The sequence below is a fragment of the Streptomyces gossypii genome (genome assembly GCF_025165795.1).
In the GTDB taxonomy this organism is placed as follows: Bacteria; Actinomycetota; Actinomycetes; order Streptomycetales; family Streptomycetaceae; genus Streptomyces; species Streptomyces gossypii.
In genome coordinates this window covers 104,776-125,723 of record NZ_JAJAGO010000011.1, presented here as the reverse complement: position 1 = coordinate 125,723, position 20,948 = coordinate 104,776, and the positions used below count along the sequence as shown (strand labels likewise).

Genomic DNA, 20,948 nt, shown 5'->3' with positions numbered 1-20,948 from the left:
ATGGCGGACACGGAAGCAGCGGCGAAGACAGCGGCAGCGGCAGGCGCACAGACGCACGCCCCGCCCCGCGGCGGCGTACGGCTGCGCGGGGTCACCAAGACGTACGGCTCGGGCGAGACCGCCCTGCGCGCCCTGGACGGCGTTGATCTGGACATCGAGCCCGGTGAACTGGTCGTCGTGCTCGGGCCCAGCGGTTCGGGCAAGACGACACTGCTCAACGTGATCGGCGGCATCGAGCCGGCCGACACCGGTGAGATCAGCGTGGCCGGTACGGAGCTGACGGGTCGTCCGCCGAAGGACCTGGTGGCCTTCCGCCGTGAACGGGTCGGCTTCGTCTTCCAGTTCTTCAACCTGGTGCCCACCCTCACCGCCCGCGAGAACATCGAGGCGATGATGGAGCTGACCGGGCGCGGTGACCGCAGCGGTGCCCCCGGCCTGCTGGGCGCGGTCGGCCTGAGCGACCGTATGGACCACTTCCCCGCACAGCTCTCCGGTGGTCAGCAGCAACGAGTCTCGCTCGCCCGCGCGTTGGCCACCGATCCGGATCTGCTGCTGGCGGACGAACCGACCGGCGCGCTGGACGTGGCCACCGGCACCTCTGTGCTGGCCCTGCTCCAGGAGACGAACCGGCAGGGGCGCGGCGTGCTGATGGTCACGCACAACGCCTCCGTCGCCGCCCTCGCCCACCTCGTGGTGACGATGCGCGACGGACGCGTCGAGACCGTACGGCGGAACGCGGCACCGGCCGATGCCGACACCGTGAGCTGGTGACGCCGTGAACCGCGTGATGCTCACCAAGACCCGGCGGGACCTGCGCCGCCGCTTGCCCCAGTTCGCGGCGGTCGCGATGACCGTGATGGTCGGCGTGCTCCTCTTCGTCGCCAGTTACGACGCCTACCGCAACCTCTCGGACTCCTACGAACGCACCTACTCGCGCCTGCACTTCGCCGACCTGTCGGCCACCGGCGGCGACCCCGCGAAGGTCGCGGCGGCCGTCGAGGAGGCACCGGGAGTGGCCGATGTCACCACGCGCACCCAGGCGGATCTGCCGATGCGGATCGGCGGCGACAAGCTGGTCGGGCGGGTGGTGGGGCTGCCCGGCGAGGGCCGACCGGAGGTCAACCGGGTCGAGGTGACCGAGGGCACGGGCCTCACCGACGGCACGGGCATCGCCGAGGGAGACTCGCGCGACCCAGCAGACGGTTCCGGTGTGCTGATCGAGCGCCACGCGGCCGACACCTTCGGCCTGTCGCCGGGCGACACGATGCAGGTCTTCGACGGCTCCGGCTGGCAGCCGGTCACCGTACGCGGCGTGGTCACCTCGGCCGAATACCTGTGGCCCGCCCGCAGCAGGCAGGAGGTGCTCGGCGATCCGCACTCGTTCGCTGTCGTGTTCGCCACCGGGGCGACCGCCCGGCAGCTCGCCGGGCCGGACGGCGGCGGCCAGACCCTCGTGCGGCTCGCCGACGGCGCGGGCGACGGTACGGCCGCCGAGGTGACCGCGAAGCTGCGGGAGGCGGGCGCGGTGGACGTCGTGCGGCGCGCGGACCAGCCCTCCCACTCCGTGCTCATCGAGGATCTCAAGGGTTTCGAGCAGCTCGCACTCGGCTTCCCCGTCCTCTTCCTCTCCGCCGCCGCGATAGCCGCCTACGTACTGATCACCCGGCTGGTGCTCGCCGAACGCAAGGTGATCGCCACCTTCCTGGCCGCGGGCGCGCCGCGTGGCGCGGTCGTGCGCCACTATCTGGGGCACGGCGCGCTGGCAGGCGGGGCGGGGGCCGTGCTGGGGGTGGCGCTGGGCACGGTCGCCACCTCCGCCGTCACCCGCGTCTACACCGACCAGCTCCACATACCGGACACCGTCGTCGGACACCGCCCCGCCGTCGCCCTGACCGGACTGCTCTTCGGGCTCCTCGTCGGTCTGGCGGGCGGCCTCGCCCCCGCGCTGGCCGCCTCCAGGGCGGCACCCGCCGAGGCGATGCGCGGGGACGTCGGCGCGCTGCCGTCACCCGGGCGCTGGAGCCGCGCGCTGGCCCGCGCCCGGCGGCTCCCGGTCACCGTACGGATGGCGCTGCGCGAGCTGACCCGCAGCAGACGGCGCACGCTTGCCACCATGACGGGCACGGTGCTCGCGCTCGTCCTGGTGCTGGCCTCGGTCGGGATGATCACCAGCATGACGGCGCTGGTGGACACGCAGTTCGGCCAGGTCCAGCGGCAGGACGCCACCGTCACGGCCGACCCGCACGCCCGCGACCTGGAGCAGCGGTTGCGCGCCGTGCCGGAAGTGGCGGAGGTCGAACGTGTCACCGAGGTCCCGGCGACGGTGACGGCAGCCGGCGCCTCGTACGCCACCTCGCTCTCGGGCTTCCGCACCGACACCCGTATGCACGGCTTCCGCACGGAGGACGGCGGGAGCAGGACTCTGCCGGACGACGGCGTCCTGGCGGGGCAGGCGCTCACCGACCGGCTGGACGTCGCCGTCGGCGACTCCCTCACGGTGCACACGCACGGGGGCGAGAAGCGCGAGGTGCGGCTGGCCGGGCTGGTGGACGAGCCGCTCGGCACCGCGCTCTACGGCTCGCGCGGCACGGTGCGGGAGATGACCGGCCTCGACGGCAACACCTACCAACTGCGCCTGGAAGGTGCCGCGGACACCGAGGACCGGGAAGCGGTCCGCTCCGCGGTGACCGGTCTCGAAGGCGTCGTCGCCTACACGGACGAACAGGCACTGCGCGGTCAGCTCGACGCGTTCCTCGGCCTGTTCTGGGTCTTCGCCGGGGTGATGCTGGTGCTCGGCGGGGCGCTCGCGCTGACCGTCATCTACGTGACCATGACCGTCAACGTGGCCGAACGCGGCGCCGAGTTGGCCACGCTGCGGGCTGCCGGTGTGCCGCTGCGGCGCATCGCCGGGATGCTGGCCATGGAGAACCTCACGGCGACGCTCCTCGCGGTGCCCCTCGGACTGGCGCTGGGCGCCCTCACCGCATACGAGTCGCTGCGTGCGTTCGACACCGACATGTTCACCCTCGACCTGTCGCTCGGCTGGCCGGTGCTCACGGCCGCGACCCTGGCGGTGCTGGCGGCCTCGCTGCTCTCCCAGATCCCGGCCGTACGGATGGTGCGGCGGCTGGACGTCGCCCGTGTGGTGCGGGAGCGGGCGGGATAGGGCCCGATGGGGTTTGCCGGCCTGCCAGCCTTCGCTATTCGTCGGCGAGTTCAGCCACACCCGTGATGCGGTGCAGCGGATACGTCCGCACCTCCTCGGCGGTGTGGTCGTAGGCCGTGACGAAACCGCCCTCCACCCGCACCGGTGCGATCACCCGCTGGCTGGCCGCGCCGTCCGCGTTGACATAGCCGATCCACAGTTCGGAGCCGCTCAGCACCGCCGACTGCATGGTGGCCAGCGTGTCCGGCAGATCGGTCCGCGGCGGTTCGCCGCCGGGCGTACGGGCGGCCGGAGCCTTGAGCCTGCCGCCACCACGGCTGCCCCTGCCGCCTCCGGCCGGGCCGCTGCCCTCCCCGTACGGACGGTCCGTGCCGGGCTTGTGCGCGGCGGTCGCCGCATGATCACCGGCTCGGATCGCCCGTACGGCGGCGGTCAGCAGAGGCGTGTCCGGCACCGGCGGCCCGTCCGGCAGCGGCTCGGGTGGCCGCCGGTGCGGGGCACGGTAGGTACCCGCGCGGCTGATCAGCACGTCGCCCTCGGCGGACTCGGCGGCGGGCGCGTAACCCATCTCCCGCAGCCGGGCCAGGAGTTGGTCCGGCGGCACGGGCGAGGCCAGCACGGTGGGCGCGAGCAGCCGGGGCCGCAGCGGCGCGGAACGGCGGTCGGCGAGGATCTCCGCGAGCAACGCGTCGTCATCGCAGCGCACATACGAGGAGGCGGCGCCGACCCGGAGCCTGCCGTGCCGCCGCGCCACGTCGTCGATCAGATAGGAAAGCGGCTGCGGCACGGGCGTACGGGAGTGGGCCGCCAGGAAGGCGTGCACGTCAGCGGCGGTACGGCCCGCGTCGAGCGCACGGCGGACGGAGCCGGGGGTGAAGCGGTAGACCGTCGCACCGCCCTTGGACTCGACGTCCGCCAGCAGATCCAGCGCCGCCGCCAACGGCCGCTCCAGCGGCCCGGGGGCGACGGCCGTCAGGTCGGCCTGCAACAGCACATGGTCCAGCGGCTCGGGCAGCAGCGGCGCGAGGGCGCGCGCCGCGCGCTGGGCGGCGGCGCCCAACTCGTGCTGAGTGAACGCCCGCCCCCACGGCCTGGGTTCCACCCAGGCGGCCCGGCCCGCCGGTGCGCCGGCACCGGCCGGTGCGGGGGCGTGCGCGGGGATCAGCTCGCGGGCGTAGCCCGCCAGCGCACCGCGGCCCGTCACGCCGAGCAGTTCCGTCTCGGTGAGTGTCCACCGCGCCAGCCGGGTCCGGAACGGCTCGCCGGCCGCGCCTCCGTGGGCACCTCCGGAGGCCCCTCCGTACCCGCCGCCGCCGTCCGTACCCCCGTCGGCGGGTGCCGCGCCCCGTAGCGGCCGTTCCCAGGTGAGCCGGTCCAGTACGTCCTGCGGCTCCGCCGCCTCGCCCGGCGCGAGTCCGGCAAGCAGGGCCAGCACGCGGTGGCGCACGTCCGGGGCGAGGCCGCGGTCGAGGCCGGGCCCCAGCGCGGCAAGGTTGCGGCCCTTGGCGTCCCGTCCGCCAGCCAGCCCGGCGACCCGGCTCGCCGACAGCCAGGCCGTGACCAGCCTGGTCCAGCGGACCTGCGGCGGATCGCGCAGCCAGTCGTCGTACGCGGGCGTCGGCGCGTAGGTCTCGTCCGCCTCACCGTCGGAGGCCACCAGGCCCGCGCTGTAGGCAAGGTCGGCCCAGAACGCCGTTGTGGACTCGGGCAGGTCGAGGGCGACGGCGGCACGCTTGAGATCACGGACGCCGAGACCGCCCGCGCGCAGCACCGACGGTGGCTCGGTCTCCCATCCGGCGAGCAGCTCCTCCACCGTGCCCAGCGCGGTGAACGCCTGCCCGGCGGCGGTGGTGTCCACCGTCCGCACCGGATGGGCGCGCGCCGCCCGCACCGCCGGGGGCAGCGGCTCCAGCAGGCGGTGCGCCCGGCCGCCGCGCAGCCGGAGCGCGGCTTCGCGGGGCAGCACGACCGTACGTTCGCCCGCGGGCAGCAGCAGCCCGTGCTCCAGCAGCCAGCGCAGCGCTGCGGAGGGGGTGCGGTGGTCGGCGGTGCCGTACGGCGGGCCCCACACCAGCTTGCCGAGCACCGCGAGGCTCTCCTGCGGCGCGGTGCGGAGCACCGCGGCCGTGCGGTCGGGGTCGGCGAAGAGCGCGGCGAGCGACGCCAGCGCGCTGACCGGATCGTGTGTCGGCGGCAGCCCCGCGGCGGCCAGGATCTCCTGCATCCGCCCCGGCGAGATGCCCGCCGCGGCCTCCGTCAGGGAGGGCCCCAGGCCGGTCGGGGACACGCCGGTACCGGCGGGGGCGAGTACCTCGCGGGCCGTACGCACCAGGTGCAGCCGGTCGTCAGCACCCCACAGCAGGGCTCGGTCGCGGAGCGTGCCGAGCGCCACCGGCAGTTGAGCGCCGACGGCGGCGGCGTCCTCGGGGCCGGGGTCGTCACCGGTCAGCAGGGCGCGCAGCGCCTCGTACGGACACGGGTCGGCCGAGACCGCCAGTGCCTCCGCCACCTGCAGAGCGAACCGGTCCAGGCGTTCGACCGCCCGCACGACCGAGGCACGGGTGCCCGCCCGGGTGGCCAGCTGGGTCAAGTCCTTCGGCACCGGCGACAGCAGGTCGGGGCGGGTGGACAGCAGCGTGGCCAGGCCACTGTCGGCACGGGCCCGGAGATCGTCCGCGAGCGTTCGGGGTCCGCCGCCGGGCTGCTGCTGCTCGTTCCTCATCCGTACAACGTTAGCGCCGTCTGCCACCCTCGGTCCCGCGGTCGTTGTCAGTGCCCGGTGCCACCATGCGAAGCATGGCTCCCTGGACCCTGCACGAAATCGACCTGGCTCTGCGTGCGAGCTGGTCCGCCGACACCTGCTCCCCCGACGACGCGGCCCGCGAGAGCTGGCACCATGGCAGCCCGTCCTGGGGGCACTGCGACATAACGGCGCTTTTCGTGCACGACCGCCGCAGGGAGTACGAGGCGCTGCGCGCCCGGCTCGCCGCACTTCTCGGTCCGCTCCCGGCGGCGAAATAGGCGTCGACAGGCCGAAGCCGGGCCTGTGCGCGGTAACGTCTGGGGACGGGTCAAGCGGGGACAGGCGTTGGGGAATTGGTGGGGATCGAGAGCGAGCAGCTGGTATTCGACTACCTGAGCCGGGTCGGAGACCTGGCGCACGGTACGGCGATGACCGCTGCGGAGCGGGCTCGGCTGGTGAGCGGGCTGCGTGGCGAGATCGACCGGATGCGGCTCGCGGAGGGCGGGGCCCAGACCAAGATCGCCGTGCGGAAGATCCTCTCCCGGCTCGGCGAGCCGGAGGAGGTGGTCGCCGCGGCCAACGGCGGGACGCCGCTTCCCCGGCCCCGTGCGACGGAGGACGACAGCGGCGCGGCGGCGGGCGGCTCGGTGGGGGAGGCCGCGGCGGGCGGCTCGGCGGGCGGCTCGGCGGGCAGGCCGGCGTACGGTGCGGATCCGCCCAAGGCCAGGCCGCGGCTGCCGAAACTGCCCCGCCTGCCCCAGCAGTTGCGCAAGGAGCCGGAGCCGCCGCCCGAGGGGCCGCCACCTCCTACGGCCGCCTACGGCGCCTCGCCGCCGCATCTGGCCGGGATGGACGAGCTGGGCCCGCAGGAGAGCGATCCGGACTGGTGGCGCGTCGACCCGGGGCCGTACGGCGGAGACCCCGGCTCGTTCGGCGGCGGCGGCGAGCGTCGTGGCGGGCGGCGGCCCGGGGAAGATCTGATGCCCGGGTTCGTCGGCGGCATCGAGATGGACGAGCTGTTCAAGACCCCGCAGCAGCGCCAAGCGGAAGCGGATGCGGAGGCACGGGCGGAGGCAGCGGCGGCTGCGGCTGCGGGCGAAGGCGCCGACGCGGTGTCCGGGGAAGCGACCGGGAAGAAGGGCGGGGGCGGCGGGAAAGGGCTGCTCGGGCGGGTGCTCGGCGGGCGGGGGGGAGCGGCCGAGAGCGGGCCGGCCGCGGGCGGGATCGTCGAACTGCTGGCCTGCGGGCTGCTGGTCGCGGGTGCGTTCATGGGCTCGCTGGTGCCGCTCGCGCTCGGCTGGCTGGCGGCCTACTGGTCGCCGAAGCTGAGCCGCAACGAGGCGAAGTGGGCCGCTTTCGGCATGCCCGCGCTGGCCCTGGGCGCCGGGGCGACCTGGCTATGGGGGCGTGAGGGCGGGCGCTGGGGTGCGCCGATCGAGGAGGGCGGGGAGGCGCTGCGGCAGGCGATGACCGACACCTGGCCGGTGGTGCTGCGTGCCGCGGCCGTCGCCAGCGCGCTGTTTCTGCTGTGGCGCGCGAGGCGACGGCCGGGCAAGGGCTGACGCGCCGTAGGCCGCTGCGGCGTATGCGGGGCAGGGGGTCCGGGCCAGGGCGCCGATACGGAGCGCTCAGCGGCAGCGCGGGGGAGTGTTGGCACCTCGTACGGGGCAGCCCGGCCGCGTGGGTCTCGGTGCTGACAAGGGGCTGAGGTGCCCTCCTCGATCCGGTCCAGGTAAGGCTGGCCTAAGTGTGCGGGGTGGCACAAGGCAGAATGCTCGGCATGGCTTCGGATGGGATGACGGTCGGATTCGACCTCGACATGACCTTGGTCGACTCACGGCCGGGTATTCGGACGACGTACGAGGCGCTGTCGCGGGAGACCGGCGTGTTCGTCGATGCCGAGCTGGCTGTCACGCGGCTGGGGCCGCCGTTGGAGGTCGAGCTGGCGAGGTGGTTCCCGGCGGAGCGGATACCGGAACTGGCCGTTCGCTATCGCGAGCTCTATCCGTCGACGGCAATCGCTCCCTCGCCGGCGATGCCCGGCGCGCACGAGGCGTTCCGCGCCGTACGGGCCGGGGGCGGCCGGGCCGTCGTCGTCACCGCCAAGTACACGCCGAGCGCCGAGCTGCACCTGAAGCACCTGGGCCTGGAGCCGGACGTCCTGGTCGGCGGACTGTGGGCGGAGGCCAAGGCGGAGGCGCTGCGTACGCACGGGGCGGCGGCGTATGTCGGAGACCACACCGGCGACGTGCGGGGTGCCCGTAAGGCGGGTGTGCTGTCGGTCGCCGTGCCGACCGGGCCGTGCGATGCGGAGGAGTTGCGGGCGGCCGGGGCGGACGTGGTGCTCATGGGCGGACTGGCGGACTTCCCGGCCTGGCTGGCGGCCTGCCCGGAGGCGGGCAGCAGCCCGCACTGACGTCAGCCCCGCACCGGCGTCTGAGGGCTGTCCCGTAATCCCTGGCGGGCGCACGGTGACAGCTACGGCACCTCGCTGCGTTGTCGGAACGCCCGGATACGCCCGGTATGAGGACGCCCCTCCGCCTTGCGGAGCACCGCATCTGACGCCGCGCGCTGATCCACCAGGGACTACGGGACAGCCCTCAGGGCTGTGCGGCCCCGTGGCCGGAGGCCCGCGCCGCGCGCCGTTCCGCCGAAGCGGAACGCAGCAGTCCGCCCGCTGCGAGTGCGAAGCCGACGCCCATCAGCATGCACAGGAAGTACGCGGGGGCGGGGAAGGGTTCGGTGCCGAGGAATAGCGGTGCGACCGTGATGAGCGTGGCGATGGCGCCGAGCAGGAAGATGATGCCGCCGGTCCGCACCAGCAGATCCCCGGCCCGTTGAGTTTCAGTGTTCACCCCGTCAGGGTAGATCGGTGGGCAAGTACACGGAGGAACCGCCCGGGGGCATCTTGTCACCGAGCCCCTGACCATTAGCCTTGGTGAGGGTGGAACCGACGGCCTGCTCGACTGCTTTTCAGCACTCATTTCATTATCGGTTTTCAGCCATCTTTCAGTCAGTTTCAGCGTGCAGCTTGCTGCCCGGATGAGTATAAGGACGAGGACAGACGTGCCTACCGGCAAGGTCAAATGGTTCAACAGCGAGAAGGGCTTCGGCTTTCTCTCCCGCGACGACGGCGGCGACGTTTTCGTGCACTCGTCGGTTCTTCCGGATGGCGTCGACGCGTTGAAGCCGGGCCAGCGCGTCGAGTTCGGCGTGGTGGCGGGCCAGCGGGGGGACCAGGCGCTTTCTGTCAGCCTTCTCGACCCGACCCCGTCCGTGGCGGCGGCGCAGCGCCGCAAACCTGACGAGCTGGCATCGATCGTCCAGGATCTGACGACCCTGCTGGACGGCGTGTCCCAGTCGCTGGAGCGCGGCCGCTATCCGGACAAGCAGCACGGCCACAAGATCGCGGGCATGCTGCGGGCGGTGGCCGACCAGCTCGACGTGTAGGTACGGGGTGGTGCGCGGTGCGCGCCGCGCGGCCCTCTCAGGGGAAGCGCAGCGCGTCCGGGCCCAGCGGCGGCACGAGCCCCTCGGCCGCCGCCCTGGTGAGCAGTCCGCGCACCGCCGCGTAGCCGCTCTCGCCCAGGTCGGCGGTGAACTCGTTGACGTACAGGCCGATGTGCTGATCCGCCACCTTCGGGTCCATCTCCTGCGCGTGCGCCAGCACGTACGGACGCGACGCCTCCGTGTCGTCCCAGGCCATCCGCACCGAGGTACGTGCGGCGGCGGCGATCGCGCGCAGCGCCGGAGTGCCCAGTGAGCGCCGGGCGATGATCGCTCCGAGCGGGATCGGCAGCCCCGTCGTGGCCTCCCAGTGCTCGCCCATGTCGGCCAGGCAGTGCAGTCCGTAGTCCTGGTAGGTGAAGCGCGCCTCGTGGATGACCAGCCCGGCGTCCACTTTGCCGTCCCGCACGGCGGGCATGATCTCGTGGAAGGGCAGCACGACGATCTCGCCCACCCCGCCGGGGACTTCGGCGGCCGCCCACAGGCGGAACAGCAGATAGGCGGTGGAGCGCTCGCTCGGCACCGCGATGGTCCTGCCCCGCAGGCTCGCACCGGCGGCACCCGCCTCCGTGGCCGCCTCCGTGGCCGTGGCCGTGTCGGCGCCTGTGCCCGCGCCGGCGGGCGGTGCCTCACGGGTGAGCACCAGAGGCCCGCAGCCCCGGCCGAGGGCCCCGCCGCACGGCAGCAGCGCGTACTCCTCCAGGACCCAGGGCAGCACGGCGTACGAGACCTTCAGGACGTCCAGCGTCTCTCCGGGCCTCGACGTGCCGTTCGCGGCTCGTTCGGCGATCCCGTTGGTGACGTCGATGTCCGCGAAGGTGACCTCGGCCGGCGGCGCGTCCGGCACCAGGCCGTGCACCCAGGCGTGGAAGGTGAACGTGTCGTTGGGGCAGGGAGAGTACGCGAGGCGCAGGGGCTGCTCGGTCATGCTCTGCTCACTCATCCTCTGTTCGCACCGTCTTCCAGCTCGCAGGGTTCCCGAGGGCGGGAACCATCATCCCGAACGCCGAGGTGAGCGCGCGCAGCGCCTCGGGGATGCGCCATGCCGCCCGGTCGCGCGGGCCCACGGCGTTGGAGACCGCACGGATCTCCAGCACCGGTACGCCGTGCGCGGCGGCGGCCTCCGCGACACCGAAGCCCTCCATCGCCTCGGCCGCCGCACGGGGGTGCCGCGCGGCCAGCTCGGCGGCGCGCTCGGCGGTCCCGGTAACGGTCGAGACGGTCAGCACCTCGCCGGTCAGGGCTCCGGTGGCCATGGCCACGGCCTGTACGAGCGCCTCCGGCGGCAGATGGCGCACGGTGCCGAAGCCCAGTTCGGTGACCGGTCGGAAGCCGTCGGGGGCCTCCGCGCCGAGATCCGCGGCGACGACGGCCGTCGCGACGACAACCGTGCCGGGGCCGGGGCCGGGGCCGGAGCTGGGGACGGCGGCCTCGGTCCGCACGATGCCGCCGCCGATCCCGGCGGAGACGACCAGGTCGTACGGGGCGCCCGCGAGCGCGGCGGCGGTGAGCGCCGTCGCGGCCCCGCAGGACGCGGCGGCGGGACCGACCCCGGCGGCCAGCACATCCGCGAGAACGTCTCCGGCACCCGTCGCACTCGCAGCACCAGGCGCGCTCGCGTAGCGCACGCGGTGCAGCACCTGGCTGCCGGGCAGCGGGAGGGGCACCACGTCTCCGGGCGCCCCGGCCGGAGCGACCCTCGTCACCGCGTCGCGTTCCGCCGCGACGGCGGTGACGATCAGTACGCGCGCCGGTGCGTGCGCCGGTGCGTCCGTCGGTGGGTGCTGCGGCGGGCCCGGTGTCGGCCCTGAGGCCGCGCTCGGGCCCGTGGGGCTCACCTGTCGCGCTTGACCGTGACGGACCAGACGCCCTTGAACTCGCCGTCCTCGGTCAGGATGATGCTGATCTTGGCGCTCTTCTTCGGGGCCGTCGGCTGGCCGGTGTTCGGGTCCTGCTGCTGGAAGAGGGCGTCACCGGGGAAGGAGTGGTAGGTCTTCTTCGTCGACTCCGGCACGAGCGCCTCGCGGTCGCTGAAGACCATCCAGCCCGTCTCGGCCATGTCCGGCTCGACGCCGACGCGCAGCGTGTCGCCCTCGCCGAGATTGATCGACTTTTCCGGCTCCTCGTCCGTGCACTCCTTGGCTTCGGCCTCCTTGAGTGCCTTGCCGTCCTCGTAGCAATCGGCCTCGGTCGTCACCGTGGTGGTGCCGACCGTCACGGTCGCCAGCGGTGTCGGCTTTTCGCAGGCGGTGAGGGCGGTGAGGCCCAGGGTCACGGCACCGATGGCGGTGGCGGTGCGGAGGCCCCGCCGCGAGATCGCGTGAGAAGCTGCTGCCTTGCTCCGGTCGGGGGCCGAGTGCCCGGGCACCGCCGCCTCCCGCGTTGTCGTCGGTCGCCGACGCGCCGCGTCGACTCCCTCCTCCGCTTCGGACCCGACGGCACCAGACCCTTCGCCCTGATCCCGACCGGGGTAAGGCAACAGCTTCTTAGTCATGCGGGCAGGCTACCTTGCGGGTTTTCTGCCGCCGCGCGCAGCTCAGCGTGCCGCCGCCGCGCCGCCCGGCGACGGAGCCCGTACCGCCCCGGCGCGCTCGGATATGCGGGGGATCTCCACCGCGCGTACGGGCCGCAGCCGTCCTGCGGACCACTTTCCGGCGGAGCATCGGGTGGCTGTGCCGATGAGGCGGCATATCCGGCACTTCGGTGAAATCTGTGGGGAGTCTGTGGATAAGTTCAACAATTCTCCAGAACAATTACTCGGATCGGGTGGCGACGGTCTATTCTTGCCACGGCCTGCCGCAGTGTTCTGCGGTTTCCGTGACTTCGGTGGTTCGCGGATTCCGCCGTGTGGTGCGGCGGTGCGGACTGGGTGGTGCCCAGGCTGGGCCGTGGGCCGCGGTGGGCGCTCAGGGTCATGGCTCTTGGCCGCCGAGGCGGGGCGTCCGGGCCGGTGCGGGCACGGTCACCGGCCGGCACGCGGAGGCGAGCCGACGGGAATTGATCGGTCCGTCAGGCGCGGGATTCCGTTACCGTGCCCGTGCTGACCGCGAGCAGGCTCCTTTTTACGGCGGGTTAAACCTGGTGTCCGATTCTCTCCCGTTTAGGCGATGGCGGGCCGGGGGCTCAGTCGTATAAGGTGAGCATCCCTCTTCATCGGTGCAGCGGGGGTTTCTCCCGAAAATACCGCCGAGGGCGACCCTCATCAGCTATGCAGTTGTATGCAGAAACAGGCGACGAAAGAATCGTGAAGAAATACTCCAGGAAAACCCTCATGTGTGCCGTCGGTGCCGCAGCGGCGCTGAGCTTCGGCCTCACCGCCTGTGGTGGCGACAGCGACGGGCCCAGCAAGGAGGCCGTGGTCTCCGCTGTGGATAAGGAGCTTGCGAAGGAAGCAGGCTTCAAGGAGGTACCGGAGAAGACCCGGAAGAGTTATGTCGACTGCACGGCGGACGTCATGATCAAGTACGCCGACAAGGACGACCTCCAGGCGTTCACGGACGGCGACAAGAAGGCCGACGACGTGATGGCCAAGGACAAGGACAACAAGGAGATGGAGAAGGACGCCACCGCGTGCGCGGAGAAGGTCGCCGGCTGATTCAGCTGACCAGCTGAGTCCGCTCCAGGCTGAGTCCGCCGACGGCTGAGCCGGGTGCGTGCCGGGCGCGCACCGCGCTGCCCCGCACCCGGCTCCTCCGCCGTACGGCCCGCTCCGTCCGCTCCGCTCGTTCTGCCCGGCCCGTGCTCCTGGGGCCGGGCAGAAGTGCGCGCGGCGCCCGTCAGGTCGACCCGCGCCCGTCAGGCGACCCGCGCGCGGCGCGGCGAGCCGCTGTGCCGCGCGGCGGACAGCAGCCGTCGCATGGTGGTGAGCGCCCCCACGGCGATGAGGCCCGCACCCACCGCCATGCCGACCGTGCCGGTGAGCGGCAGCGAGATGCCGATCGCGCCGCCGACAACCCAGGACATCTGCATCAGCGTCTCGGAGCGCGCGAAGGCCGAGGTGCGGATCTCCTCCGGCAGGTCGCGCTGGATGAGTGCGTCGAGCGAGAGCTTGCCGAGTGCCTGCACGATGCCCGCCGTGGCGGCGACCGCGGCGATGGAGGCCGTGCTGTAGAGCAGCGTCGCCGTGAGCGTCGCGGCCAGCGCGCAGGCCAGCACCGTCGCGATGATCACCTCCGGGGCGCGCTCGCGCAGCCACGCGCCGATCGCGGTGCCGACCGCGTTGCCCACACCCGCCGCGACGGCCACCAGACCCAGCGAGAAGGCGGCGGTCAGCCCGGACAGCGGATGTTCGCGGAGCAGGAAGGCGAGGAAGAAGGTGAGGAAGCCGGACAGGGCGCGGACCGAGGAGTTGGCGACCAGCCCGGCGGGTACGGACGACCCCGCCGAACGGAGCCCGGGGTGCCGTGGCCGCAGCCCCTCCGGGGTGAGGCGGGCCTTGCGCTCGCCCTTCGAGGAGTCGACCTTGTGGTCGAGGGAGAAGGAGAGGAACGTCCCCAGGACGAAGACGGCGCAGGCGGCGTAGAGCGGCCAGTGCGGGCCGATACGGTGCAGCCCGGCGCCGACGGGTGCCGCCGCGCCCGTCGCGAGGAGCCCGGAGAGGGTGACCCGCGAGTTCGCCTTCACCAGCGAGATACGCGGTGGCAGCAGCCGCGGCACGACGGCGGAGCGCACCACGCCGTACGCCTTGGAGGAGACCAGGACGCCCAGCGCGGCCGGATACAGCTCCAGCCCGCCGGTCGCGACCGCACCCGCCATGGTCAGCGCCAGCAGCGCCCGGGCCAGCATGGCACCGGCCATGGCCGCGCGGCGGCCGTGCGGGATGCGGTCCAGCAGCGGGCCGATGACGGGGGCCAGCAGCGCGAAGGGCGCCATCGTGACCAGCAGGTAGAGGGCGACCCTGCCGCGTGCCTCGTCGGTCGGCACGGAGAAGAAGACGGTGGAGGCGAGGGCGACGGTGATCAGCATGTCGCCCGCCGAGTTGACCGCGTGCAGTTCGATCAGCTTGCCGAGTCCGGATTCACCGGCGCCCTGCGCGTGGGTGGCCCGGCGGATGCGGCGGGCGAGGGCGGCGGGCGGGCGGCGGGTGGCGCGCGCGGTGCGGCGGAACCGGCCGCCGGGGCGGGCGGGAGGCGGGGTCCGGTCGATGCTGGCGCCCCTGCGGTCCGGCTTCGGGTCGGTCCTGCCGGTCTTCTTGACGCGGCCGTTGCGGCTCTTGCGCTCCAGCTTGAGTCCGGAGCGGCGGTCATTACTCTTCGCCAAGCCGGGTCGGCTCGGTTCCGCCGGTTCCGTGACGGTACGGTCCGGAGTCTCCTGGTACGGCTCATCGGCAGCCACGACGTTCAGTGTGCCCCAGACGGGGCACATCACCGCCGGTATGAGAACCCGTTTCGGGAAGGTGTCCCGCCGGGCCGCGCCCCGCCCGTACCCCCGCAGGTACCGGCCATGGGCAACTCCGCGGGGTAACGGCTTGCCTTCAACGTCGCCTCAGAGCACCACCGCGCTGAGGCGAGCCGTGAATGGTGGGGTAGCGTTGATTGACGGTGCGTTCCGCACGGCCCTTGAGCGGGCACGGACGTCGCAGCGGTTCCACGGTTCCGCTCCGTTCGCATCCCCCGCCCTGGCTCGGTCGTACGGCAGGCGCACGTCGATACGGCTATTACGGCGCTACGGCGTAGGAGAGACGATTCTTGTGAGTGCTGCATGAGTGCCGCGACGCGAAACCGCCGTACGCCCGACCGGCTGTGTGCCGAGGCCGTCGAGCTGGCCCGGGAGGCGGCCCAGGCGACGGCCGCGCCGGGCAGAGTGGGTGACTGGATCGAGGCCGTCGCGGACGGCGACCGAGTGGTCACTCATCTGTTCGAGTGCCACGAGCCCGGCTATCGTGGCTGGCGCTGGGCGACAACCGTGGCGCGGGCTTCCCGTGCCAAGGTCGTGACCTTGGACGAGACGGTGCTGCTGCCCGGCCCCGACTCGCTGCTCGCCCCCGAGTGGCTGCCCTGGAGCGAGCGTTTGCGGCCCGGTGACCTGGGCCCGGGCGATCTGCTGCCCTCCGAGGCCGAGGATCTCCGGCTGGAGCCCGGCTACTCCGGCGCGGACGGGCCACCGCCCAACTCCCCGATGGCCGAGCCCGAGATGGCGGCGGGGGTGGAGGCCGAGCAGGTGGCGGAGGCGTCCGGCCTCGCCGACGCCGAGGACGCCGACCTGCTGCCCGGTTCGCCGGCCGCGCTGGCCCGGCCGCCGGAGCGCGGCAGCATCCAGGCGGTCGCCGAGGAGCTGGGCATGGCCCGCGCGCGGGTGCTGTCCCGGTACGGCCTGCACAGCGCCGCCGACCGCTGGGAGGAGGCGCACGGGCCGGACACCCCGATGGCCCAGGCCGCCCCGGCGTCCTGTGTCAGCTGCGGCTTCCTTGTCCCGCTGACGGGGTCGCTGCGCCAGGCGTTCGGCGTCTGTGCCAACGAGTTCAGCCCGGCGGACGGGCAGGTGGTCTCACTGACGTACGGCTGCGGGGCTCATTCGGAGGCCGCGGTCATGCCGAAGCCGCCGCAGCCGCCACCGCCGGTCATCGACGAGACCCGCGCGGACGCGCTGTCGCTGCACAGCGACGACAGCGACGACAGCGACGACGGTGACGGCAGCGGTGCCGACGACGAGGGCTGACCAGAGCCGTCTGCACCAGGCCGCCCCTGCCCCGGTCCGCCTGTTCGGGCGGGCCGGGCCGGTCAGCGGCCGGTCAGCTGCCACACTGTGACCACCACGCCCGAGAGCGCCGCCAGTACGGCGAGGCTCGCCAGCGGCCACCGGGCGCGTTCGAGCGAGCCGATGCGGGTGTCGTGCTCGTCGAGGTGCTTGTCGCTCTGATCGCTGCGCTGTACGAGCAGGGCGAGACCGCCGTCCACGCGGGCGAAGCCCGCCTCGACGGTCCCGCGCAGCCGTTCCAACTCCAGCGCCACAGTGGCGGGATCGTTCCTTTCGGAGTCGGTCATGGGCGCCTCCGTTCCCTCGTGTCGCTTCCTTGCGACCTGGTGCACGATGGCCCGTCCGCCGGCCCCGGTGAGGGCCGGGGCCGGCGGACGGGTGCGCTGCCCGTGCGGGTCAGAGCGTCAGATCGCGACGAGCCCTTCGCTGCCGGGCGCGATGCCGGTCTGGAGCTCGAGCAGGCCCACGCTCGCGACCGTGGGCGGCTCGTCGGCGACCGCGTAGCCGGTGAGCGCGGTCAGGGAGCCGTTGGCCTCGATCCGGTAGGCGCTGATGGACATCCTGTTGCTGTACGGCGAACCCTCCACATAGGTGGGGAGCCGGGGGTCCACGATCTTCTCGTCGTAGCCCGCGGTCAGCACGTAGAGGAACCGGCCGTCATTGGTGATGGCCATGTCCTGGGTTGCGTGCTGGTCCCGCGCGGTGACGAGATGGCCGTCCTCCGGGAACATGGTGATCGATCCGTCCTCGGCGAAGCGGCAGCCGGAGACCGTCCCGCTCTGGTTGTTCGCGATGTAGGTGATGCTGGGGTCGAGGACGCTGTCCGCCGTCCAACACGCGGTCCGCTCCGTGGTGTTCACCGAGCCCGAGATGACCGTGAGCTTGCCGTCCGGGGAGAGCCGGTAGGTGGACAGTGAGCCGTAGGTGAAGTTGACGCCGATGATCTCGGTGACCAGCAGCACGTCCTCCCCCTGGAACGAGGCGGTGAAGGGGGCGGGGCCGTTGGACTCGTTGCGCACCGGGTCGCCCGGCAGGCCGCATCCGTCGATCAGGAAGACGTCGATGATGTTGGTCTGCCGTTCGGTGACGATGAGCTGGGTGCCGTCTGGAGTGAAGGCGATCTGAGAGGGGCCCGCGGCGGGACCGCCGAGCAGGGGCTTCACCGAGCCCTCCAGCGGCGTCAGCGTGCCGTCCTCGCCGAGGGTGAATCCGGCGATGACGGCGTCCGGGTTGGGCGGCGTGTTCGGCGGCAGCCCACCGGCGTTCACCACGTACACCAGGTCTCCGTGGACGGTGAGGCTGACCGGGCGGACGCCTCCCGAGGGGACACGGGTGACCAGCCGCAGCTGGTCGCCCTCGATCGCCAGCGAGGAGACCTCGTTGCTCCCGGCGTCGACGGCGAGCAGGAAGCGCTGGTCGGGGCTGGCGATCAGGGAGCCCTGGGAGACCATGGGGTCCGAGGCGGCCTCCAGGTCGTAGCTCTTGCCCACGCCGAGGCCGCCGGTGACGAATGTGCCGCCACGCGTCAGGTCACCGTAGACCGAACGGTTGAAGACCGTCACGGAGTTGCCGGTCTCCTGGTTGCTCATCACGTAAACGAACCCGGACCCGGGAGTGGGTGTGGAGGGCGGGGTGGGCGTCGGGTCGGTGCCCCCGCCCGGCGGGGTGCCGCCCTGCGGGCCCGCGGTGGTGCCCGCCGTGGTGCCCGCGTTGCCTGCGGGAGTCACGGTCGGGTCCTGCGATGTGTCCGGGTTCGCGCCCTGCGGGGCGCTCTCCTGCGGGATGACGTTGCCCATGGCGATTCCTTCTGGGTCGTGTCGGCTGGTGCCGTGGCGGTTCGTGGTGTGCCGCGCGTCGCCGGATGCGGCGAGGGGCGGGGCGCTGGGTCACCGCGCGGCGGGCCCGGCGGCGTCGGCGGAGGTGAGCCCGTGCGCGGCGATGTCGTTGGCGATGTCGAGACCGAGGCGGACGCCGCCGATGTTCCGGCTCAGGTCCACCTCGTTGGCCTCGTCGACGGCGAATGCGTCGAAGACCCAGTGCACGCCGAGATAGACCCGGCTGCGGCCGTTCTCCTCGATCATCTGCCACAGTCCGCCGGGGAACCGGCGTACCAGGCGCGGCCGTACGGTGCCGCTGTTGTCGGCGTTGGTTCCGTTGAATTCGTCGGAGACGAACTCCAGGCCCCTGGTCAGCGTGTCCGGGCCGAGGTTTCCCTGGCCGTAGAAGAGGCGGGCGGACTGAAGGGCCGCAGCGCCGAAGGTCGCGTGGCCCGAGGGGTAGGTCGGGAACGGCGGAGTCGTGTTCTTCTGCCCGACGTTGTTGGTGTTCGGAGCGCCGAGCGGCAGCCATCCCGGGTCACCCTGCGGCTCGGGGGCCTCGCCGCCGCACCTCGCCGGGCCGACCGCGAAGTCGTGCTCCCGGATGCCGACCACCGGACGCCACAGGTCGAAGGTGTACTTGTCGCTCCAGGCCAGGATGCCCGCATCGGCCATCGCCGTGTTGACCAGGGCGAACAGCCGGGCGTTCTGGGCGAGTTCGTTGCCCTGTGCGACGGCGACCTGTCGGATGATCTGGTTCAGCAGCCGGGGAGGCGTCCCCAGCCCTCTTGCGCCGTCATAGCCCCAGAAGACGCCGATGCTGGTCTCGGCGGCCGTGCGGGACGGCAGCAGCTCGGCGGGCAGCGTCCCCACCAGTTCCGGGGCGATGCCCTTGCTGCGCACCTCCCGGTACGCCCTGCTGTACTCCGCGGTTCCGGGCTGGGCGGGGGCGTCGAGGCTGTGGCGTTCGGTCACCGCGAAACAGCGGGACCGGGCACCGTAGAAGGGCGCGTAGAAGCCCTGGTCCTGGGCGTCCGGGTCCAGCCGGTGGTGCGGAGGAAGCGGAGAGGAGGCGTAACCGTCGTCGCCGTAACCGGGGTCACCCCGGCGCAGTTCCAGCACTCGGGCCGCGATCTGGTTGCCGAAGGCGTGACCGTCGTCGTGCGGCTTGCCGGCCGTGAGCTGGGCCGCGGCGTGCCATGCGTCGAAGTACGCCTTCTGTGCCGGATACAGCGCGCTGAGGGCGGAGTGAGCGGCGCCCGCGATCGCGGCGCTGACATCCGCACCCGGCGCGACCTGCGGCAGGTCCGCACCCAGGTAGCAGGGGTGGCCCACGTTGATGCCGAAGTAGGCGTCGTGCATGGAGAGATGGACGATGGCGAGGGCGCGGGAGCTGCCGAGCGGGCCTTGCGTACCGGCCTCTTCCGGTGCACGGGTGGTGTGGGTGACGCGGTCCGCCTCGAGGGCGGCCTCGTTCCAGTACAGGATCGGATCCATGGACATCTCACTTCGGAAATGCCGCCCTTCGGGGCAAAGTGCCCCGAGGGCAGCGTGATGGAGCCCGGCAGCGGCTGCGCGGGCTTGCTTCTGGTGTGCCGTGGTGCGGGACGGGCGCTGCCCGTGCGGGTCAGCGATCCCTGGCCGTGCGGAGGCGGGACGGCCTCGGGGCGGAGGACGAGGCGGGCTCCGCCTGGTGGGCAGCTTCGACGGCGTCCTGCCAACCGCTGGTGTATGCCCGCAGATCACGCGCGTTCAGTTCCTCGCGGATCGCGTCCAGTAGGGGTTCGCTCTCGGGACTGCGCAGCCTGCCGGGAGCGCCGACGGCGGTGATCCGGTGGAGCGCTTGGGCGATCTGGTGCTCCAACTGCCTGATGGCGTAGCCCTCTGTCATCAACGTCACTACCTTCTGCCGATTCGGCCGCCGCTTACGACCTCCCTCCGCGTGAACAGGCGGGGTGTGGGAGGCGTGGTGCGCAGAGTGAGTACGGAGTCAGCGCTGCTGAGCAGCATGGGGATGATTCCGCCGGGGGTGGCATCAGCGGGAGCGGGAGACACGAACGGCGGGGCCGGGCCCGGGACACGGGCACAGCTCCGCCGCTGCGCCAAGTGTGAACGATAGTGTGCGTGCGCGCAAGTAAGAAGGTTCAAAAGGGTGTGCAGATCCGGCCAGGCCCCCAGATGGTGGGGAGTCCCGCGGTCGCGCTGCGGCCGGGTCACCTTCCCTCCCGCTGCCCCTCTGAGCTGTCGGGGTCGTACGGGTCGTACGGGTCGTACGGGTCGTGCGCGCCGCGTACTGCCTGCTGCGGCTGATGAGGGCGTGCAGGTGCCAGTGGTCTCGGCCCTGGTAACTCCGGTGTCGTGGGTAACCCCGGTAACCCCGTTGCGGACAACGGTCCCGGCTCCGGCTCGACCGGCTCGACCGGCTCGGCGGGAGCGGCCCGTGCCCTGCTGCGCAGGCCCGGACCGTGTCGCAGCGGGGGGATGTCAGGGGCCCGCGAGGTGGCCGGCTTGGCGTCGAGGACCAGCTCCGGCCCCTGCTCTTCGGAAACCTGACGGGAGGTGCCGGGGGATTTCGCGGCCGGCGCCCTGCCTGCTTCGCCGTTGGGCTCGGAGGCCGCGGCGGTGGCGGAGGTCACAGCGGTGCCCGGTGAGGAGGAGGGCGGGGGTGAAGCGGTGGCCGGGGGAGGGGTGTTCACCCGGTCCATGGGGAACGTCAGCACGTCGGCCGGCGCGGCGTCCGGCGGTACGAGCCGCATCCGGCTTCTCGCCGACGCGGCTGCGGACGGGGTGACGGTGTCCGGGGAGCGCTGCTGGTCGGCCTCCTCCAGGCGCGCTTCCTCCGCGTCCTGCCATCCGGCGGCGTACGCCTGGAACTCCCTGCGTTGGAGTTCTTCCTTGGTGAGCACGACGAGTTCATCGGGTGGATGTGCTTCGGCGAGGCTGTCGACACGGGAGAGCAGGGCCATGAGGTCGTCGTCGAAGTCGTCTTCACCGGGCCGGTCGCGCTCGGGCACGGATT

At 72.6% G+C, this 20,948-nt stretch carries 19 protein-coding genes; 8 read left to right on the top strand and 11 right to left on the bottom strand.

The window, feature by feature from the left end; all coding sequences use genetic code 11:
• Both LHJ74_RS23045 and LHJ74_RS23040 read left to right on the top strand, forming a co-directional pair.
• Window positions 1–771: an ABC transporter ATP-binding protein gene (locus tag LHJ74_RS23045; protein ID WP_260220069.1), complete on the top strand. Its 771-nt coding sequence runs from the start codon at window positions 1–3 to the stop codon at window positions 769–771.
• Between the two features lie 4 nt (window positions 772–775).
• Complete coding sequence (locus LHJ74_RS23040) at window positions 776–3,166, top strand: ABC transporter permease (RefSeq protein ID WP_260220068.1); 2,391 nt, start codon at window positions 776–778, stop codon at window positions 3,164–3,166.
• 34 nt (window positions 3,167–3,200) lie between these two features.
• Here the strand turns inward: LHJ74_RS23040 and LHJ74_RS23035 are convergent, their stop codons facing one another.
• A complete protein-coding gene (locus tag LHJ74_RS23035) occupies window positions 3,201–5,888 on the bottom strand; it encodes a helicase-associated domain-containing protein (protein ID WP_260220067.1) in 2,688 nt (895 codons plus the stop codon).
• Window positions 5,889–5,953: 65 nt separating this feature from the next.
• Here LHJ74_RS23035 and LHJ74_RS23030 point away from each other — a divergent pair, with 65 nt between their 5' ends.
• The 3 genes from LHJ74_RS23030 to LHJ74_RS23020 all read left to right on the top strand — a co-directional run bounded on the left by LHJ74_RS23030 (window position 5,954) and on the right by LHJ74_RS23020 (window position 8,325).
• Window positions 5,954–6,187 carry a YunG family protein gene (locus tag LHJ74_RS23030; protein WP_511262223.1) on the top strand — a complete coding sequence of 78 codons (234 nt, stop codon included), beginning with the start codon at window positions 5,954–5,956 and terminating at the stop codon, window positions 6,185–6,187.
• A 78-nt stretch (window positions 6,188–6,265) separates the two neighbouring features.
• On the top strand, window positions 6,266–7,471 hold the full coding sequence (locus LHJ74_RS23025) for a hypothetical protein (protein WP_260220065.1): 1,206 nt from the start codon (window positions 6,266–6,268) through the stop codon (window positions 7,469–7,471).
• Between the two features lie 209 nt (window positions 7,472–7,680).
• Entirely contained in the window at window positions 7,681–8,325 is a 645-nt protein-coding gene (locus LHJ74_RS23020; RefSeq protein ID WP_375546822.1) for an HAD family hydrolase, read from the top strand.
• A gap of 184 nt (window positions 8,326–8,509) precedes the next feature.
• Here the strand turns inward: LHJ74_RS23020 and LHJ74_RS23015 are convergent, their stop codons facing one another.
• Window positions 8,510–8,764, bottom strand: coding sequence for a hypothetical protein (locus tag LHJ74_RS23015; protein ID WP_260220063.1), 255 nt, complete (start codon window positions 8,762–8,764; stop codon window positions 8,510–8,512).
• A gap of 211 nt (window positions 8,765–8,975) precedes the next feature.
• Between LHJ74_RS23015 and LHJ74_RS34250 the strand changes: the two genes are divergently transcribed.
• The gene (locus LHJ74_RS34250) at window positions 8,976–9,359 is read left to right on the top strand and encodes a cold-shock protein (protein ID WP_311203337.1); all 384 of its coding nucleotides are present in this window, start codon (window positions 8,976–8,978) and stop codon (window positions 9,357–9,359) included.
• Between the two features lie 37 nt (window positions 9,360–9,396).
• Here the strand turns inward: LHJ74_RS34250 and LHJ74_RS23005 are convergent, their stop codons facing one another.
• From LHJ74_RS23005 to LHJ74_RS22995, 3 genes are all read right to left on the bottom strand, one after another.
• The gene (locus LHJ74_RS23005; RefSeq protein ID WP_260220062.1) at window positions 9,397–10,344 is read right to left on the bottom strand and encodes a 1,4-dihydroxy-6-naphtoate synthase; all 948 of its coding nucleotides are present in this window, start codon (window positions 10,342–10,344) and stop codon (window positions 9,397–9,399) included.
• 7 nt (window positions 10,345–10,351) lie between these two features.
• Window positions 10,352–11,158 (bottom strand): futalosine hydrolase, encoded by an 807-nt coding sequence (locus LHJ74_RS23000; RefSeq protein ID WP_260220269.1) that lies wholly within the window; start codon window positions 11,156–11,158, stop codon window positions 10,352–10,354.
• A 92-nt stretch (window positions 11,159–11,250) separates the two neighbouring features.
• Complete coding sequence (locus tag LHJ74_RS22995; RefSeq protein ID WP_260220061.1) at window positions 11,251–11,910, bottom strand: DUF2771 domain-containing protein; 660 nt, start codon at window positions 11,908–11,910, stop codon at window positions 11,251–11,253.
• A 777-nt stretch (window positions 11,911–12,687) separates the two neighbouring features.
• Here LHJ74_RS22995 and LHJ74_RS22990 point away from each other — a divergent pair.
• On the top strand, window positions 12,688–13,011 hold the full coding sequence (locus LHJ74_RS22990; protein WP_260220059.1) for a CYTH domain-containing protein: 324 nt from the start codon (window positions 12,688–12,690) through the stop codon (window positions 13,009–13,011).
• A 200-nt stretch (window positions 13,012–13,211) separates the two neighbouring features.
• Here LHJ74_RS22990 and LHJ74_RS22985 read toward each other — a convergent pair whose 3' ends face one another.
• Window positions 13,212–14,561, bottom strand: coding sequence for an MFS transporter (locus LHJ74_RS22985; RefSeq protein WP_375546821.1), 1,350 nt, complete (start codon window positions 14,559–14,561; stop codon window positions 13,212–13,214).
• Window positions 14,562–15,116: 555 nt separating this feature from the next.
• Between LHJ74_RS22985 and LHJ74_RS22980 the strand changes: the two genes are divergently transcribed.
• The gene (locus tag LHJ74_RS22980; protein ID WP_260220057.1) at window positions 15,117–16,073 is read left to right on the top strand and encodes a DUF3027 domain-containing protein; all 957 of its coding nucleotides are present in this window, start codon (window positions 15,117–15,119) and stop codon (window positions 16,071–16,073) included.
• 62 nt (window positions 16,074–16,135) lie between these two features.
• On the opposite strand, the gene LHJ74_RS22975 is transcribed toward LHJ74_RS22980, so the two are convergent.
• The 5 genes from LHJ74_RS22975 to LHJ74_RS22955 all read right to left on the bottom strand — a co-directional run bounded on the left by LHJ74_RS22975 (window position 16,136) and on the right by LHJ74_RS22955 (window position 20,943).
• On the bottom strand, window positions 16,136–16,399 hold the full coding sequence (locus tag LHJ74_RS22975) for a hypothetical protein (RefSeq protein WP_260220056.1): 264 nt from the start codon (window positions 16,397–16,399) through the stop codon (window positions 16,136–16,138).
• 117 nt (window positions 16,400–16,516) lie between these two features.
• Window positions 16,517–17,908: a lactonase family protein gene (locus LHJ74_RS22970; protein ID WP_260220055.1), complete on the bottom strand. Its 1,392-nt coding sequence runs from the start codon at window positions 17,906–17,908 to the stop codon at window positions 16,517–16,519.
• A 90-nt stretch (window positions 17,909–17,998) separates the two neighbouring features.
• A complete protein-coding gene (locus tag LHJ74_RS22965; protein WP_260220054.1) occupies window positions 17,999–19,426 on the bottom strand; it encodes a vanadium-dependent haloperoxidase in 1,428 nt (475 codons plus the stop codon).
• Between the two features lie 130 nt (window positions 19,427–19,556).
• Window positions 19,557–19,820 carry a hypothetical protein gene (locus LHJ74_RS22960; RefSeq protein WP_260220053.1) on the bottom strand — a complete coding sequence of 88 codons (264 nt, stop codon included), beginning with the start codon at window positions 19,818–19,820 and terminating at the stop codon, window positions 19,557–19,559.
• Between the two features lie 322 nt (window positions 19,821–20,142).
• Entirely contained in the window at window positions 20,143–20,943 is an 801-nt protein-coding gene (locus LHJ74_RS22955; protein ID WP_260220052.1) for a hypothetical protein, read from the bottom strand.
• Window positions 20,944–20,948 lie beyond the last annotated feature (5 nt).